Consider the following 16065-nt stretch of genomic DNA (forward strand, 5'->3'; position numbering starts at 1 on the left):
TGAACCCGTGACCGAGAACTCATCGCAGACTCCAGCGCCCATCACCGAACTGCCGACCCAGTACGCGCCGGCCGAGGTAGAGGGGAAGCTGTACGAGCGCTGGGTGGAGCGCGGTTACTTCGAGGCCGACGCCAAGAGCGACAAGCCCCCGTTCACCATCGTCATCCCGCCGCCGAACGTCACGGGCGCCCTGCACCTGGGCCATGCCTTCCAGCACACGCTGATGGACGCCCTCACCCGCCGCAAGCGCATGCAGGGCTATGAGGCCCTGTGGCTGCCCGGTATGGACCACGCCGGTATCGCCACCCAGAACAAGGTCGAGCAGCAGCTCGCCGAGGAGGGCAAGTCCCGCCAGGACCTGGGGCGCGAGGAGTTCACCGCGCGCGTCTGGCAGTGGAAGGAGCAGTACGGCGGCAAGATCCTCGGGCAGATGCGCCGCCTCGGGGACGGGGTCGACTGGTCCCGTGAGCGGTTCACCATGGACGAGGGGCTGTCCCAGGCCGTCCAGACCATCTTCAAGAAGCTCTACGACGACGAGCTGATCTACCGCGCCGAGCGCATCATCAACTGGTGCCCGCGCTGTCTCACCGCGATCTCCGACATCGAGGTCGACTACCAGGACGACGACGGCGAGCTCGTCTCGCTCAAGTACGGCGAGGGCGACGAGACCCTGGTCGTCGCGACCACCCGGGTCGAGACGATGCTCGGTGACACCGGGATCGCCGTCCACCCCGACGACGCCCGGTACGCGCACCTCATCGGCAAGCGGATCAAGCTGCCGCTGACCGACCGGACCATCCCGGTCGTCGCGGACACGCACGTCGACCCGGAGTTCGGCACCGGCGCCGTCAAGGTGACGCCCGCCCATGACCCGAACGACTTCGCCATCGGCCAGCGGCACGGCCTGGAGTCCATGACGATCATGGACGAGCGCGGAGTCATCACGGTCCCCGGCCCGTTCCACGGGCTCGACCGGTTCGAGGCGCGCTCCACGATCGTCGAGGCCATGCGGGAGCAGGGCCGTGTCGTCGCCGAGAAGCGCCCGTACACGCACTCCGTCGGCCACTGCTCGCGCTGCAAGACGACCGTCGAGCCCCGGCTCTCCCTCCAGTGGTGGGTCAAGGTCGAGACGCTCGCCAAGGACGCGGGCGACGCGGTCCGCGACGGCCGCGTCACGATCCACCCGAAGGAGATGGAGAAGCGCTACTTCGACTGGGTCGACAACCTCAACGACTGGTGCATCTCACGCCAGTTGTGGTGGGGCCACCGGATCCCCGTCTGGTACGGCCCGGAGGGTGAGGTCGTCTGCGTCGGACCGGACGACGAAGTGCCCACCGGTGAGGGCTGGCGTCAGGACGAGGACGTCCTCGACACCTGGTTCTCCTCCGGCCTGTGGCCGTTCTCCACGCTCGGCTGGCCGGAGCGGACCCCGGACCTGGAGAAGTTCTACCCGACCGACGTCCTGGTCACCGGCCACGACATCATCTTCTTCTGGGTCGCCCGGATGATGATGTTCGGTCTCTACGCGATGGACGGCGTCGCACCGTTCCACACGATCGCGCTGACCGGTCTCGTCCGTGACGAGAACGGCAAGAAGATGTCCAAGTCCTTCGGCAACGTGGTCGACCCGCTGGAGTGGATGGACGAGTACGGCTCCGACGCCGTCCGCTTCACCCTCGCCAACGGCGCCAACCCCGGTGCGGACGTGCCGATCGGCGAGGACTGGGTCAAGGCGTCGCGGAACTTCGCCAACAAGATCTGGAACGCGACCCGCTTCGCGCTGATGAACGGCGCCACCGTGGAGGGCGAACTGCCGCCCGCCGAGAAGCAGTCGGCCAACGACCGGTGGATCCTGTCGCGGCTGAACGCGGTCGTCGCCGAGGCGGACGCGTACTACGACGACTACCAGTTCGCCAAACTCGCCGACACCCTCTACCACTTCGCGTGGGACGAGGTCTTCGACTGGTACGTCGAGCTGTCGAAGACGACGTTCTTCGCGGGCGGTGATCCCGCCAAGGTCTCGGCGCGGGTCCTCGGTGAGGTCCTCGACGTGATGCTGCGACTGCTCCACCCGATCGTCCCGTTCGTCACCGAGACGCTGTGGACCACGCTCACCGGCAAGGAGTCGGTCGTCGTGGCCGACTGGCCGAAGGACTCCGGCTTCCGGGACAGCGCGGCCGAGCAGGAGATCCTGCTGGTCCAGCAGGTCATCACCGAGGTCCGCCGCTTCCGCTCCGACCAGGGGCTGCAGCCGGGCCAGAAGGTCCCGGCCCAGCTCGACCTGACGGGCACGGCGCTGGCGCCCCACGAGGCGTCCATCCGGCAGGTGCTGCGGCTCCAGCCGGCGGGGGAGGGCTTCCAGGCCACCGCATCGCTGCCGGTCGCGGGTGCCAAGGTCGCACTGGACCTGTCGGGGACCATCGACGTGGCGGCCGAGCGCAAGCGGCTGACCAAGGACCTCGGCGCCGCCGAGAAGGAGAAGGCGCAGGCGCTCGGGAAGCTCGGCAACGAGGCGTTCCTGGCGAAGGCACCGGACAACGTGGTCGACAAGATCCGCACGCGCCTCGCCAAGGCCGAGGCGGACATGGAGCGGATCCAGGCCCAGCTGGACGGGCTGCCGCAGGCGTAGCCCTGGCGTGTACCCGTACGAGGAAGACCCCCGGTTCCGCCGGGGGTCTTCGTCGTACAGCCTTCGTCGTACAGCCTTCGTCGTACACGCGGGACGAGAGGCGTCACGTGGCGGGCGTCAGCACCTTGGTGCTCACCGAGTCGAACTCCTCGACGCACTTGCCCGTCCCCAGCGCCACGCACTCCAGCGGCGTCCCGGCCACGGTCACGGCGATGCCGGTGGCCGACGCGATCCGCTGATCCAGACCCGGCAGCAGCGAGCCGCCGCCCGTCAGGACGATCCCGTGCTTCATCACGTCGGCCGCCAGCTCGGGCGGGCACTCGGCCAGGGTCGACTGCACCGTGGCGACGATCGCCTCGATCGGCTCGTGCATCGCCTCGCGGATCTCGGCCGCGGTGAGGATGAGCGCGGTCGGCACCCCGTTGATCTTCTCGCGCCCCCGGACCGTGCAGGTCCGGCTCTCCAGCGCCTGGTCGTCCGGGACCGGCCAGGCCGAGCCGATCTCCAGCTTGACCTCCTCGGCGGTCCGCTCGCCGATCAGCAGGCTGCGCTCCTCGCGGATGTGCTCGGTGATCGCCGTGTTCATCCGGTCGCCCGCGAGCCGCAGCGACCGCGAGGTGACGATGCCGCCCATGGAGATCACGGCGACCTCGGTCGTACCGCCGCCGATGTCGACGACCATGGAGCCGCGCGGTTCGTCGACCGGCAGCCCGGCGCCCATCGCCGCCGCCATCGACTCGTCGAGCAGATGGACGGTGCGGCCGCCCGCCTCCTGTGCGGCCTGCACGATCGCCCGCAGCTCCACCGGGGTCACCCCGGTCGGCATGCAGACCACCATCCGGGTGCGCGTCCGCCTGCCTTTGAGGGCCTTGCGCACGAAGTACCTGATCATTTCTCTGGCGGCCTCGTAGTCGCCGATCACGCCCTCCCGCATCGGGCGGAGCGCCGAGACCGAGTCCGGGGTGCGTCCGAGGCTCTCGCGCGCCTCGTCACCGATGGCCGGGGCTCCGCGGCCGCCGTCGCGCACTGCCACCACGGAGGGTTCGTTGAGCACGATGCCCTTGCCGCGGACGTAGAGGAGCGTGTTCGCCGTACCGAGATCAATACCTATGTCCATATTTGGTAAGTCTGGCCTGACAAGGGGGTGTTCCGCGCGCCGGAGTGCTCCGAACCGGGGGTCCTGGCCCGGACGGGACGGGCGAGGTCCGGGCGCGCCGGGACCTCCGTAGACTGGTCCTGTGAGCGAGTCCGACCCTTTCGACGAAATCGTCGACGCAGCGACCGACCTTCCCCCAGCCGACGGCGCGGAATCAGCGGGGGAGACCCCGTCGTCCCCCGACCAGGCGGTGATCGAGGCCGGCAGCCGCACCCTGCGTACCCACGGCGGACCTCCGCCGGGCGACACAGTGCCGGCCAGGCCCGCCGACCCGGAGGTGGACAGGGCGCTGCGCGCGGTGGAGCAGGAGCTCATCGGCCGCTGGCCCGAGACCAGGCTCGACCCCTCCCTCGTACGGATGGAGGCGCTGCTCGACGTCCTGGGCGATCCGCACCGCGCGTACCCCTCGATCCACATCACCGGCACCAACGGCAAGACATCGACGGCCCGCATGGTCGAGGCGCTGCTCGGCGCGCTGGACCTGCGTACCGGGCGGTACACCTCGCCGCACGTCCAGTCGATCACCGAGCGCATCAGCCTCAACGGTGAGCCGATCGAGGCCGAGCGGTTCATCGAGACGTACGAGGAGATCAAGCCGTTCGTCGGCATGGTCGACGGGCAGCAGGAGCACCGGCTCTCCTTCTTCGAGGTGCTCACCGGAATGGCCTACGCGGCCTTCGCCGACGCGCCGGTGGACGTCGCCGTCGTCGAGGTCGGGATGGGCGGCAGCTGGGACGCGACGAACGTCATCGAGGCCCCTGTCGCCGTCGTCACCCCGATCTCGCTGGACCACACGGACCGCCTCGGCAACACGCCCGCCGAGATCGCCGGTGAGAAGGCCGGGATCATCAAGCAGGGCGCGACGGTCATTCTGGCGCAGCAGCCGGTCGACGCCGCCCAGGTGATGCTGAAGAAGGCCGTCGGGATGGACGCCACGGTCGCCCGCGAGGGCATGGAGTTCGGCGTCGGCACCAGGGAGATCGCCGTCGGCGGCCAGCTGCTGACGCTGCGCGGCCTGGGCGGTGACTACGAGGACGTCTTCCTCCCGCTGTACGGCGCCCACCAGGCGCACAACGCGGCGGTGGCCCTCGCCGCGGTCGAGGCGTTCTTCGGGGTCGGTGCGCAGCAGGCGCAGCGGCTCGACATCGACGTGGTCCGCAAGGCCTTCGCGTCGGTCTCGTCGCCGGGCCGCCTGGAGGTCGTACGCAGCTCCCCGACGGTCGTCCTGGACGCGGCGCACAACCCGGGGGGCGCGCTGGCGGCCGCCGCGGGTGTCACCGAGGCCTTCAGCTTCTCGCGGCTGATCGGAGTGGTCGGGGCGAGCGGCGACAAGGACGTGCGCGGACTGCTCGAAGCGTTCGAGCCGATCTTCGCGGAGATCGTGGTCACCGAGAACTCCACGCCCCGGGCGATGAGGGCGGACGACCTGGCCGCGATCGCCGTCGAGGTGTTCGGCGACGAACGCGTGGTCGTGGAGCCCCGGCTCGACGACGCTCTGGAGGCGGCGATCACGCTCGCCGAGGAAGAGGACGAGTACGCCGGAGCGGGTGTTCTCGTCACCGGTTCCGTGATCACGGTCGGCGAGGCCCGGCTGCTTCTGGGAAGGCGCTGACCTATGCGCACGCTCTGCGCGTCCACCTTGATCGGTGAGTTCTTCGTGATCGGTTTCGCCGGTCTGGTCGCCATGAAGGGCGATCTGTCGGAGACCACGGTCTGGACGGTATGCGGTATCGGGATGCTCCTCTCCGTGCTGCTGTGCGGAATGCTGAGCCGTCCGGGTGCTGTCCAGATCGGCTGGGCGCTCCAGATCGCGCTGATCGCCAGCGGTTTCTTCGTACCGGTGATGTTCATCCTCGGGGTGGCGTTCGCCGGACTGTGGTGGGCGTCCGTCCACTACGGGCGGATCGTCGACGAGGCGAAGGCCCGCTGGGCGGAGCAGGCCTCCGCAGGGCCTGACGCTGCGTAATAGGCGCACGACAGGCCCTGTAGCCTGAGGGCTCGTTACCCCTGTATCCCGTACCGCCCGTACTGAAGGAGTCCGTACAGTGAGCCAGCGCACGCTCGTTCTGCTCAAGCCCGACACCGTATGCCGCCGGCTTGTCGGCGAGGTCGTCGGCCGCATCGAGCGCAAGGCGAACTGGACCATCACGGCGATGGAGCTGCGGACGCTCGACCAGGACACGCTGGAGCAGCACTACGGCGAGCACAAGGGCAAGCCCTTCTACGAGCCGCTGGTCGAATTCATGGCCTCGGGTCCGGTCGTCGCGCTGGTCGTCGAGGGTGAGCGGGTCATCGAGGGCGTACGCGCCCTGGCGGGTCCGACTGACCCGATTGCCGCAGCGCCCGGCTCCATTCGTGGCGATTTCGGCACCATCGTCCGGGAGAACCTCATCCACGCCTCGGACTCGGAGGAGTCCGCAGAGCGAGAATTGAAGATTTTTTTCCCGGGCGTATCCTGACGTCGTGTCAGCCGAATAGCGCTCCCGGCCTCGGGCGACCGAATTAATTCGGTCGCCCTTCGGCATATGCCGGGCGATTTCGGGAACGCATCGCACCGACATGACGTCACCATGACTGAGGCGGCCACAACTTCCGCCCACATGGCGGAGGACCCTCGCGCGCTGTCCGGGCAGGCGGCATTACGATGGAAGCCTTCACACCCACAGCGCTCACTTCGCCTACCAAAAAGCCAATCGCTCCACTTGGGAAGGCCCGACGCATCCTCATGGGGAACAAGGGGAACTCAATGTCGTTCATCGGCCGTGACATGGCTATCGACCTCGGGACTGCCAACACGCTGGTGTACGTCAGGGGTCGAGGAATCGTCCTCAACGAACCCTCCGTCGTCGCCATCAACACCAACACCGGCGGGATCCTCGCCGTAGGCGCCGAGGCGAAAAAGATGATCGGCCGTACGCCGGGCAACATCGTTGCCGTACGGCCGCTGAAGGACGGCGTGATCGCCGACTTCGAAATCACCGAGCGGATGCTCCGCTACTTCATCCTGAAGATCCACAAGCGCCGCTACCTGGCCCGGCCGCGCGTCGTCGTCTGTGTTCCCTCGGGCATCACAGGGGTCGAGCGCCGCGCCGTCATCGAGGCGTCGACCCAGGCGGGCGCCCGCCAGGTGCACATCATCGAAGAGCCCATGGCGGCCGCCATCGGCTCGGGGCTGCCCGTCCACGAGGCCACCGGCAACATGGTGGTCGACATCGGCGGCGGCACCACCGAGGTCGCGGTGATCTCGCTCGGAGGAATCGTCACGGCGCAGTCGATCCGGGTCGCGGGCGACGAGCTGGACAACGCGATCATCCAGCACATCAAGAAGGAGTACTCCCTCCTCCTCGGTGAGCGCACCGCCGAACAGATCAAGATCACGATCGGCTCCGCGTTCGATCTGGAGAAGGACGAGCACACCGAGATCCGCGGCCGCGATCTCGTGTCCGGGCTGCCCAAGACGGTGGTGATCTCTGCCGCCGAGGTCCGCAAGGCCATCGAGGAGCCGGTCAACGCCATTGTCGACGCGGTCAAGACGACGCTCGACAAGTGCCCGCCCGAGCTCTCCGGCGACGTCATGGACCGCGGCATCGTCCTCACCGGCGGCGGGGCGCTGCTCCGCGGTCTGGACGAGCGGCTGCGCCACGAGACGGGCATGCCCATCCACATCGCCGAGGACCCGCTCGACTCCGTCGCCCTCGGATCGGGCAAGTGCGTCGAGGAGTTCGAGGCACTCCAGCAGGTCCTGGACGCCCAGCCCCGCCGGTGACGATCCCCGTCCTTGAGCCGTACGGGGCATGTCCGCCCCGTACGGCGGATCGTTGAAGCAAAGAGTCCGTCCGTATCCGGGCCGGCCTCCGCAAGCGAATAGTCCGACCAACGCAGAGCTTCATGGACGTAGAGCTCCACAGACACGGAGCTCCACAAACGCAGAACTCCACAAACGCATATGAATTCCGACGAGGAAGGCACGGCCTCCGCACGTGAGGGACACACGAGAGAGCCGGCTGCTCCTGGTGCTGCTGATCGCCATCGCGTTCGCGCTGATCACGGTGGACATCCGCGGCGGTGAGGCGTCTCCGGTGGATGGCGCCCGGCACGCCGCCGCCACCGTGTTCGGACCGGTCGAGAGCGGTGTCGCGGACGCCGTGAACCCGGTCGGCAACGCCATCGGTGCAGTACGGGACTCCGGCGACCGGCACAACCGCATCAGCGCGCTGCAGCGTGAGAACACCGCTCTGAAGCAGCAGCTCGGCAGCAGCGCCCGCAACCGCAGCCGCGTACGCCAGCTCGACAGCATGCTCAAGACCGCCGGCGCGGGCCAGTACGGGATCAAGGGTGCCCAGGTCATCGCCATAGGAGCGGCCCAGGGGTTCTCCTGGACGGTCACCATCGACGCCGGAACCGCCGACGGCATCAAGCGGGACATGACCGTGCTCAACGGGGACGGACTCGTCGGCCGGGTCACCACCGTCGGCCCCAACACCGCCACCGTGCTGCTCGCCAACGACCCCGACTTCACCGTCGGCACCCGGATGGAGAAGACCGACGAGGTCGGCTTCGCCACCGGCCGCGGCGACCGCCCGCTCTCGGTCCAGTTCCTGAACGGCAAGGCCGAGGTCAAGAAGGGCGACCGGCTGGTCACCTTCGGCTCCAGCAACGACAAGCCCTTCGTGCCCGGGGTGCCGGTCGGCCAGGTCGTCCGCGTGGACCCGTCCGGCGGCGACCTCACCCGTACGGTCTACGTCCGCCCGTACGTCAGCTTCACCAAGCTCGACCTGGTCGGCGTCGTCGTGGAGCCGCCGCGCAGCAACCCGCGCGACACGGTCCTCCCCGCCAAGCCCGCCAAGCCGAAGCCCACCCCCACCGTCACGGTCACCGCCACGCCTTCCGGCGCCGGGGCCAACACCGACCCCAACGCCCCCCAGCAGTAGGAGCTGATCAGTATGCGTCTCAACCGGATGCTGCTCTCGGCCACGCTGGTGGTGGTCGCCCTGGTGATCCAGGTGAGCGTGCTCGCCCGACTCCAACTCCCCGGCGCCGTGCCGGACCTGCTGCTGCTCACGGTGGTGGGCCTCGCCCTGGTGTACGGCCATGTGGGCGGCGCCCTGATCGGCTTCGGCGCCGGCCTGCTGGCCGACCTGGCCCCGCCCGCCGACCACGCCGCCGGGCGGTACGCGCTGGTGCTGTGCGTGATCGGGTACGCGGCCGGGCTCGCCAAGCCGGAGAACGGCCGGATCAGGTCCGTCACCGTACCGATGCTCGTGGTGGTCGCCGCCGCGATCGGCTCCACGCTGCTCTACGCCGGGGTGGGCTCCCTCGTCGGTGACACGGCAGCACGCCATGTGGGCCTGCTCGGGCTGCTGTTCAGCGCCGCGATCTACGACCTGCTGCTCGCACCGTTCACCGTCCCGCTCATCATGGCGCTGGCGAGACGCGCCGAGAACGACCCGCTCGCCGAAGGCCGCGACACCGGCGGAGTGACGAGCGACGTCGCCACCGGCTGGCTGGCGACGGGCACCGGACTGAAGATCGGCAGCCAGCGTGGCGGCCTGCGCATGAAGGCGGCCAAGTCACGCGCGGCGAAGGCCGGACGCATCAAGGGGGTCAAGAGGCTGTGACACTGCGACACGCGGGGGCACGGCCGTCGGATCCCGGCCGGACAATCAGTGGGGCACGGCTGTGAGCAATATTCCCGAGACCGGACGGACCTCGCGGGTCCGGATCCGGCTCGTCGTCATTCAGGTCCTGGTCTTCTCCCTCCTCCTCACCCTCGGCGGCCGGCTCTGGTACCTCCAGATCCGCAACGGCCAGGAGTACAGCGCGGAGGCCAGGAACAACCACGTCCAGCAGGTCGTACAGCCCGCCGTGCGAGGCTCCATCTTCGACGCGCGCGGGGTGCCGATCGCCGACAACGAGACCAAGCTCGTCGTCTCCGCCAACCGCACCGACCTGTTGCGGATGAGCGACGACGGCAAGGCCGTCCTCACCCGGCTGGCCGGCGTGCTCGGGATGAAGCCCAAGGACGTCATCGCGAAGGTCAGGCTCTGCGACGCCAAGACACCGAAGCCGTGCTGGAACGGCTCGCCGTACCAGCCGATCCCCGTCACCGAGACCGCCACCACCCAGCAGGCGCTCCAGATCCGCGAGCGCACCGAGGACTTCCCCGGCATCACCGCCGGGCCCACCGCGGTCCGCAGCTACCCCGGCACCGGGGGACTCAACGCCGCCCAGGTCCTCGGCTACCTCGGCCCGGTCACCGACCAGGAAGTCGCCAAGTCGAACAAGACGAACAACCCGCTGCTCCGCTCCGACCAGGTCGGCCGGGCCGGTCTTGAGTCCACGTACGACCAGCAGCTGCGCGGCAAGTCCGGTGTCACCCGCTACGAGGTGGACAACCTCGGCCGGGTCATCGGCAAGGCCGGGCAGACGGCGTCGCAGCCCGGCAGTTCCCTGGTCACCAGCATCGACTCCCGGGTGCAGGCGCTCACCGAGAAGGAACTGGACGCGACCATGAAGGCCCTCCGGAAAACCTATGACTCGGTCACCCACACCAACTACAAGGCCGACTCGGGCGCGGCCGTGGTGATGGACGTCCACACCGGGCAGGTCATCGCGATGGCCAGCGCCCCGACGTACAACCCCAACGTCTGGGGCGGCGGCATCTCGGCCAAGAACTACAGCAAGCTCACCAAGGCGTCCTCCAACTACCCCCTGCTGAACCGCGCCATCCAGGGGCAGTCGGCGCCCGGCTCGACCTTCAAGGTCATCTCCACCAGCGCCGCCATCAACGCCGGGTACGCGCCCGACGGCGGCTACCCCTGCACCTCGTCGATGACCATCGGCAACCGCGAGTTCAAGAACTTCGAGGGCGAGAACTACGGGGACATCAGCCTGGGCAAGGCCCTGGAGGTCTCCTGCGACACGGTCTTCTACCACGTGGCCTACGACCAGTGGAAGAAGGACGGCGGCAACAACCCCAAGCACCCGAAGGACTGGTTCTTCAAGACCGCCCACGAGTTCGGGCTCGGCAAGAAGACCGGTATCGACCTGCCCGACGAGCTGGCCGGCCGGGTCCCGGACCGCGAGTGGAAGAAGGCCTACTGGGAGGCCAACAAGGACGTCTGGTGCAAGCAGGGCAAGAAGAACGGCACCTACGTCGAGCAGATCGAGTACGAGAACTGCACCGACGGCAAGCAGGTCCGTGCCGGTGACTCCGTCAACTACGCCATCGGCCAGGGCGACACGCTCCTCACCCCGGTCCAGGAGGCGATGATCTACTCGGCCCTCGCCAACGGCGGCACGATGTACCAGCCGAGCGTCGGCAAGGCGATCGTCAGCGCCGACGGCAAGACGGTGCAGCCGATCAAGCCGAAGCGCGTCGGCAGGCTCCCCGACAGCAAGTCGACCGTCTCGTACATCAACAAGGCCCTGGAGGGCGTGGTCACCAGCGGTACGGCGGCCTGGCAGTTCGGCGGCTGGCCGCAGAACAAGATCCCCCTGCACGCCAAGACCGGCACCGCGGAGGTCGCGGGCAAGCAGACCACGGGGTGGCTGTCCACGTACACCAAGGACTACGCGATCGTGATGACGATCTCCCAGGGCGGTACCGGGTCCGGCGCCGCCGGACCCGCGGTCCGCAAGATCTACGAGGCCATGTACGGCATCGGCAAGGACGGCAAGCAGGACCCCAAGAAGGCCCTCCTGCCCCATCCGCAGACGAGCCTGCCGAAGATCAACAAGGACGGTGCGATCATCTCGCCCAAGATCACGCCGGCCAAGCCCGACCCGTCGCCGCCGGCGCCCTCGCCGTCGTCATCGGGCGGACAGCAGATCGCGGCCGGACCGGGCAGGAAGGACTAGGACATGGGCGGTTTCTCCGTAGCGCGGTACGCCCCGGAACAGGGCACCTGGTCCAAGCTGACCGCTCGCGACTCGCTGATGCGCAGGCTGGACTGGCCGCTGCTGATGTCGTCGCTCGCGCTGTCGTTCATCGGCATGCTGCTGGTGTACTCGGCCACCCGCGGGCGCACCTCCCTCACCCACGGCGACCCGTACTACTTCCTGCTGCGCCACGCCATGAACACCGGCATCGGCGTCGGCCTGATGATCGGCACCATCTGGCTCGGCCACCGGACCCTGCGCGGCGCGGTCCCGATCCTGTTCGGCATCTCCGTACTCATGATCCTCGCGGTCCTCTCGCCGCTCGGGCAGACCGTGAACGGCGCGCACGCCTGGATCGTCATCGGCGGCGGATTCTCGCTCCAGCCGTCCGAGTTCACCAAGATCACGATCATTCTGGGGATGGCGATGATCCTCGCCTCCCGGGTGGACGCGGGTGACCAGGACCATCCCGACCACCGCACGGTCGCCAAGGCGCTCGGGGTGGCCGCCATCCCGATCTTCATCATCATGCTGATGCCGGACCTCGGCTCGGTCATGGTGATCGCGATGATCGTCCTCGGCATCCTGCTGGCCTCCGGCGCCTCCAACCGCTGGGTGGTCGGGCTCATCGGCACCGGAGTGGTCGGTGCCATCGGGGTCTGGAAGGCCGGGCTGCTCGACGAATACCAGATCGCCCGCTTCGCCGCCTTCGCCAACCCCGCGCTCGACCCGGCGGGCGTCGGCTACAACACCAACCAGGCGCGGATCGCGATCGGTTCGGGCGGCCTGCACGGAACCGGCCTCTTCCACGGCTCCCAGACCACCGGGCAGTTCGTCCCCGAGCAGCAGACCGACTTCGTCTTCACCGTCGCCGGTGAGGAACTCGGCTTCGTGGGCGCCGGACTGATCCTGGTCCTGCTCGGCATCGTGCTCTGGCGCGCCTGCCGGATCGCCCGGGAGACGACCGAGCTGTACGGCACGATCGTCGCGGCCGGGATCATCGCCTGGTTCGCCTTCCAGGCGTTCGAGAACATCGGGATGACGCTCGGCATCATGCCGGTGGCAGGGCTTCCACTGCCGTTCGTCTCGTACGGAGGGTCCTCGATGTTCGCCGTGTGGGTCGCGATCGGGCTGCTCCAGTCGATCCGGGTGCAGCGGCCCATGTCGGCCTGACCCCCGGCGGATTCCCGGGCGGGCGGCGGAGGCCGGCCGCCGGGGTACGCTGGATGGTCATCCCTGCCCGCTCATGAGAGACACCACCATGCCTGTCGAGTCGGTCGAGTCGGTCTTCCCGCGACTGGAAGCGCTTCTCCCGCACGTCCAGAAGCCCATCCAGTACGTGGGCGGAGAGCTGAACTCCACCGTCAAGCCGTGGGAGAGCTGCGACGTCCGCTGGGCGCTGATGTACCCGGACGCATACGAGGTCGGACTGCCCAACCAGGGCGTCATGATCCTCTACGAGGTGCTCAACGAGCGCGAGGGTGTGCTCGCCGAGCGCACCTACAGCGTCTGGCCGGACCTCGAAGAGCTGATGCGCGAGCACAAGGTGCCGCAGTTCACGGTCGACGCGCACCGCCCGGTGAAGGCGTTCGACGTCTTCGGGCTGAGCTTCTCCACCGAGCTCGGCTACACCAACATGCTCACCGCCCTGGATCTCGCGGACATCCCGCTGGACGCCAAGGACCGGACCCTCGACGACCCGATCGTGCTCGCGGGCGGCCATGCGGCGTTCAACCCCGAGCCGATCGCCGACTTCATCGACTGCGCGGTCATCGGCGACGGTGAGCAGGCGGTCCTGGAGATCACCGAGATCGTCCGCGCCTGGAAGGCCGAAGGGCGTCCCGGCGGCCGCGACGAGGTGCTCTTCCGGCTCTCGAAGACCGGCGGTGTCTACGTCCCGCGCTTCTACGACGTCGAGTACCTGCCCGACGGACGTATCGGCCGTGTCGTTCCCAACAAGTCGGGCGTGCCGTGGCGGGTCTCCAAGCACACCGTCATGGACCTCGACGAGTGGCCCTACCCGAAGCAGCCGCTCGTCCCGCTCGCCGAGACCGTCCACGAGCGGATGTCCGTCGAGATCTTCCGCGGCTGCACCCGCGGCTGCCGTTTCTGCCAGGCCGGCATGATCACGCGCCCCGTGCGGGAGCGAAGCATCACCGGCATCGGCGACATGGTGGAGAAGGGTCTCAAGGCGACCGGCTTCGAAGAGGTCGGCCTCTTGTCGCTGTCGTCCGCGGACCACAGCGAGATCGGTGACATCGCCAAGGGCCTCGCCGACCGCTACACCGAGGACAAGGTCGGCCTCTCGCTGCCGTCGACCCGGGTGGACGCGTTCAACATCGACCTGGCCAACGAGCTCACCAGGAACGGCCGCAGGTCCGGCCTGACCTTCGCCCCCGAGGGCGGCTCCGAGCGCATCCGCAAGGTCATCAACAAGATGGTCTCGGAGGAGGACCTGATCCGTACGGTCTCCACCGCGTACGGCAACGGCTGGCGCCAGGTGAAGCTGTACTTCATGTGCGGCCTGCCCACCGAGACGGACGAGGACGTCCTCCAGATCGGCGACATGGCGGTCAACGTCATCGCCGAGGGGCGCCGCGTCTCCGGCCAGAACGACATCCGCTGCACCGTCTCCATCGGCGGTTTCGTGCCCAAGCCGCACACCCCGTTCCAGTGGGCGCCGCAGCTCTCCGCCGAGGACACCGACGCCCGGCTCACCAAGCTGCGCGACAAGATCCGCGGTGACAAGAAGTACGGCCGCTCGATCGGCTTCCGCTACCACGACGGCAAGCCCGGCATCGTCGAGGGCCTGCTCTCGCGCGGTGACCGCCGGGTCGGCTCGGTCATCCGCGCGGTGTACGAGGGCGGCGGCCGGTTCGACGGCTGGCGCGAGTACTTCAGCTACGACCGCTGGATGAAGGCGGCCGAGCAGACGCTCCCCGGCTTCGGCGTGGACGTCGACTGGTACACGACCCGTGAGCGCACGTACGAGGAGGTCCTGCCCTGGGACCACCTGGACTCCGGTCTCGACAAGGACTGGCTCTGGGAGGACTGGCAGGACTCGCTCGACGAGACCGAGGTCGAGGACTGCCGCTGGACGCCGTGCTTCGACTGCGGGGTGTGCCCCCAGCTCGACCTCGACATCCAGATCGGGCCGACCGGCAAGAAACTCCTGCCGCTGACCGTCGTCAACAAATAGCCCGTGCGTGTGTGTGGAGGCCCTGCCCCGAGGCAGGGCCTCCACGGCGTTCCGGGGCTGCTTCCGCGGCTTCGGGCCGATGTCCGGGAACCTGTCGTGCTCCGTGCGCGTACTCTGGGTGGTAGTACATCGACTGTCCCCGAAGCGGCAGCCGGACCAGAGATCTCCCAGCACGGCGCATACTCCGCCGGACTGGGGTGAGCCGACCGGATGCCCCGGGAACCCCGCCGTAGGGCGGCGCGCCCCCCGCGCCAGCCCCGCACCGAGGAGAAGAACCACTGGGCAAGCGACAGCCCGAAGGCCCGCCGCCCGCACCGGCAGTGCAGCGCATCCGACTGCGCTACACCAAGCGCGGCCGCCTCCGGTTCACCAGCCACCGTGACTTCCAGCGTGCCTTCGAGCGTGCGCTGCGCAGAGCCGAGGTGCCGATGGCGTACTCGGCGGGCTTCACGCCGCATCCGAAGGTGTCGTACGCCAATGCCGCACCCACCGGCACCGGCAGCGAGGCCGAGTTCCTGGAGATCGCCCTCACCGAGGCGCGTGACCCCGGGATGCTGCGGAAGCTGCTCGACGAGTCCCTCCCGGACGGGCTCGACATCACCGACGCGGTCGAGGCCCACACCTCGGGCCTCGCCGACCGGCTGACCGCCTCCGTATGGGAACTGCGCCTGGACGGCGTGGAGTTCGAGGAGGCGGAGAAGGCCGTTGCCGCGTTCAACGCCGCCGGGGAGGTCGAGGTCCAGCGCCGCACCAAGAACGGCGTACGGACCTTCGACGCCCGCAGCGCCGTGGCCGGTCTGGAGGCCGTCCGCCACGAGCCCGGCACGGACGCCGCAGCCGGCGGAGCCGACGGCACCGAGCCGGTCAATAGGCCGGGAGGTGAGCGCTGTGCGATACTGCGGCTGGTTGTTCGGCACGTGACACCTGCTGTGCGACCCGACGACGTCCTGTCCGGTCTCCGCGTTGTGGCCGACCTCGCGCCGCCGGTCCCCGCAGCGGTGACCAGGCTGGCGCAGGGGCTCTTCGACGAGGAGTCCGGCACGGTGACCGACCCGCTTTCGCCCGACCGCGAGGCAGCCCCGGCCGCTCCACCCACGGCCGCCGGAACCGCCACCCACCGGCTTCCCGCCGACGGGACACCCGCGACGGTGTGAGACGGACCTCTCGGGCCCCCGGGCCCCGGAGGCGGTCCCGCCGCGT

At 68.9% G+C, this 16065-nt stretch carries 12 protein-coding genes; 11 read left to right on the forward strand and 1 reads right to left on the reverse strand.

Going from position 1 to position 16065, the window contains the following annotated elements:
• Nucleotides 1–7: 7 nt before the first annotated feature.
• Nucleotides 8–2629 (forward strand): valine--tRNA ligase, encoded by a 2622-nt coding sequence (locus OG385_RS22440; RefSeq protein ID WP_266857028.1) that lies wholly within the window; start codon nt 8–10, stop codon nt 2627–2629.
• A gap of 103 nt (nt 2630–2732) precedes the next feature.
• On the opposite strand, the gene OG385_RS22445 is transcribed toward OG385_RS22440, so the two are convergent.
• Nucleotides 2733–3746: a rod shape-determining protein gene (locus OG385_RS22445; RefSeq protein WP_266857030.1), complete on the reverse strand. Its 1014-nt coding sequence runs from the start codon at nt 3744–3746 to the stop codon at nt 2733–2735.
• Nucleotides 3747–3867: 121 nt separating this feature from the next.
• Here OG385_RS22445 and OG385_RS22450 point away from each other — a divergent pair, with 121 nt between their 5' ends.
• The 10 genes from OG385_RS22450 (at nt 3868) to OG385_RS22495 (ending at nt 16019) form a co-directional block, all read left to right on the forward strand.
• Nucleotides 3868–5397 (forward strand): folylpolyglutamate synthase/dihydrofolate synthase family protein, encoded by a 1530-nt coding sequence (locus OG385_RS22450; RefSeq protein ID WP_266857032.1) that lies wholly within the window; start codon nt 3868–3870, stop codon nt 5395–5397.
• Between the two features lie 3 nt (nt 5398–5400).
• Nucleotides 5401–5751, forward strand: a complete 351-nt coding sequence (locus OG385_RS22455; protein WP_266857034.1) for a DUF4233 domain-containing protein — start codon at nt 5401–5403, stop codon at nt 5749–5751.
• Nucleotides 5752–5830: 79 nt separating this feature from the next.
• The gene (gene ndk, locus OG385_RS22460; RefSeq protein ID WP_266857036.1) at nt 5831–6244 is read left to right on the forward strand and encodes a nucleoside-diphosphate kinase; all 414 of its coding nucleotides are present in this window, start codon (nt 5831–5833) and stop codon (nt 6242–6244) included.
• 287 nt (nt 6245–6531) lie between these two features.
• Nucleotides 6532–7551: a rod shape-determining protein gene (locus OG385_RS22465; RefSeq protein WP_164261203.1), complete on the forward strand. Its 1020-nt coding sequence runs from the start codon at nt 6532–6534 to the stop codon at nt 7549–7551.
• 214 nt (nt 7552–7765) lie between these two features.
• Nucleotides 7766–8716: a rod shape-determining protein MreC gene (gene mreC, locus OG385_RS22470; RefSeq protein WP_266857038.1), complete on the forward strand. Its 951-nt coding sequence runs from the start codon at nt 7766–7768 to the stop codon at nt 8714–8716.
• Between the two features lie 12 nt (nt 8717–8728).
• Complete coding sequence (mreD, locus tag OG385_RS22475; protein ID WP_266857040.1) at nt 8729–9403, forward strand: rod shape-determining protein MreD; 675 nt, start codon at nt 8729–8731, stop codon at nt 9401–9403.
• 61 nt (nt 9404–9464) lie between these two features.
• Entirely contained in the window at nt 9465–11645 is a 2181-nt protein-coding gene (gene mrdA / locus OG385_RS22480; RefSeq protein ID WP_266857042.1) for a penicillin-binding protein 2, read from the forward strand.
• Between the two features lie 3 nt (nt 11646–11648).
• Complete coding sequence (rodA, locus tag OG385_RS22485; protein ID WP_266857044.1) at nt 11649–12839, forward strand: rod shape-determining protein RodA; 1191 nt, start codon at nt 11649–11651, stop codon at nt 12837–12839.
• A gap of 88 nt (nt 12840–12927) precedes the next feature.
• Nucleotides 12928–14865 (forward strand): TIGR03960 family B12-binding radical SAM protein, encoded by a 1938-nt coding sequence (locus tag OG385_RS22490; RefSeq protein ID WP_266857046.1) that lies wholly within the window; start codon nt 12928–12930, stop codon nt 14863–14865.
• Between the two features lie 320 nt (nt 14866–15185).
• Nucleotides 15186–16019 carry a TIGR03936 family radical SAM-associated protein gene (locus OG385_RS22495; protein WP_266857048.1) on the forward strand — a complete coding sequence of 278 codons (834 nt, stop codon included), beginning with the start codon at nt 15186–15188 and terminating at the stop codon, nt 16017–16019.
• Nucleotides 16020–16065 lie beyond the last annotated feature (46 nt).

The sequence above is a fragment of the Streptomyces sp. NBC_01306 genome (assembly GCF_026340465.1).
Lineage (GTDB): Bacteria > Actinomycetota > Actinomycetes > Streptomycetales > Streptomycetaceae > Streptomyces.

What these genes read in the sequence shown, in the direction of transcription:
- mreD (WP_266857040.1), top strand. Translation starts at nt 8,729, where the DNA reads ATGCGTCTCAACCGGATGCTGCTCTCGGCCACGCTGGTGGTGGTCGCC.
- OG385_RS22490 (WP_266857046.1), top strand. Translation starts at nt 12,928, where the DNA reads ATGCCTGTCGAGTCGGTCGAGTCGGTCTTCCCGCGACTGGAAGCGCTT.
- OG385_RS22465 (WP_164261203.1), top strand. Translation starts at nt 6,532, where the DNA reads ATGTCGTTCATCGGCCGTGACATGGCTATCGACCTCGGGACTGCCAAC.
- OG385_RS22445 (WP_266857030.1), bottom strand. Translation starts at nt 3,746, where the DNA reads ATGGACATAGGTATTGATCTCGGTACGGCGAACACGCTCCTCTACGTC.
- rodA (WP_266857044.1), top strand. Translation starts at nt 11,649, where the DNA reads ATGGGCGGTTTCTCCGTAGCGCGGTACGCCCCGGAACAGGGCACCTGG.
- OG385_RS22455 (WP_266857034.1), top strand. Translation starts at nt 5,401, where the DNA reads ATGCGCACGCTCTGCGCGTCCACCTTGATCGGTGAGTTCTTCGTGATC.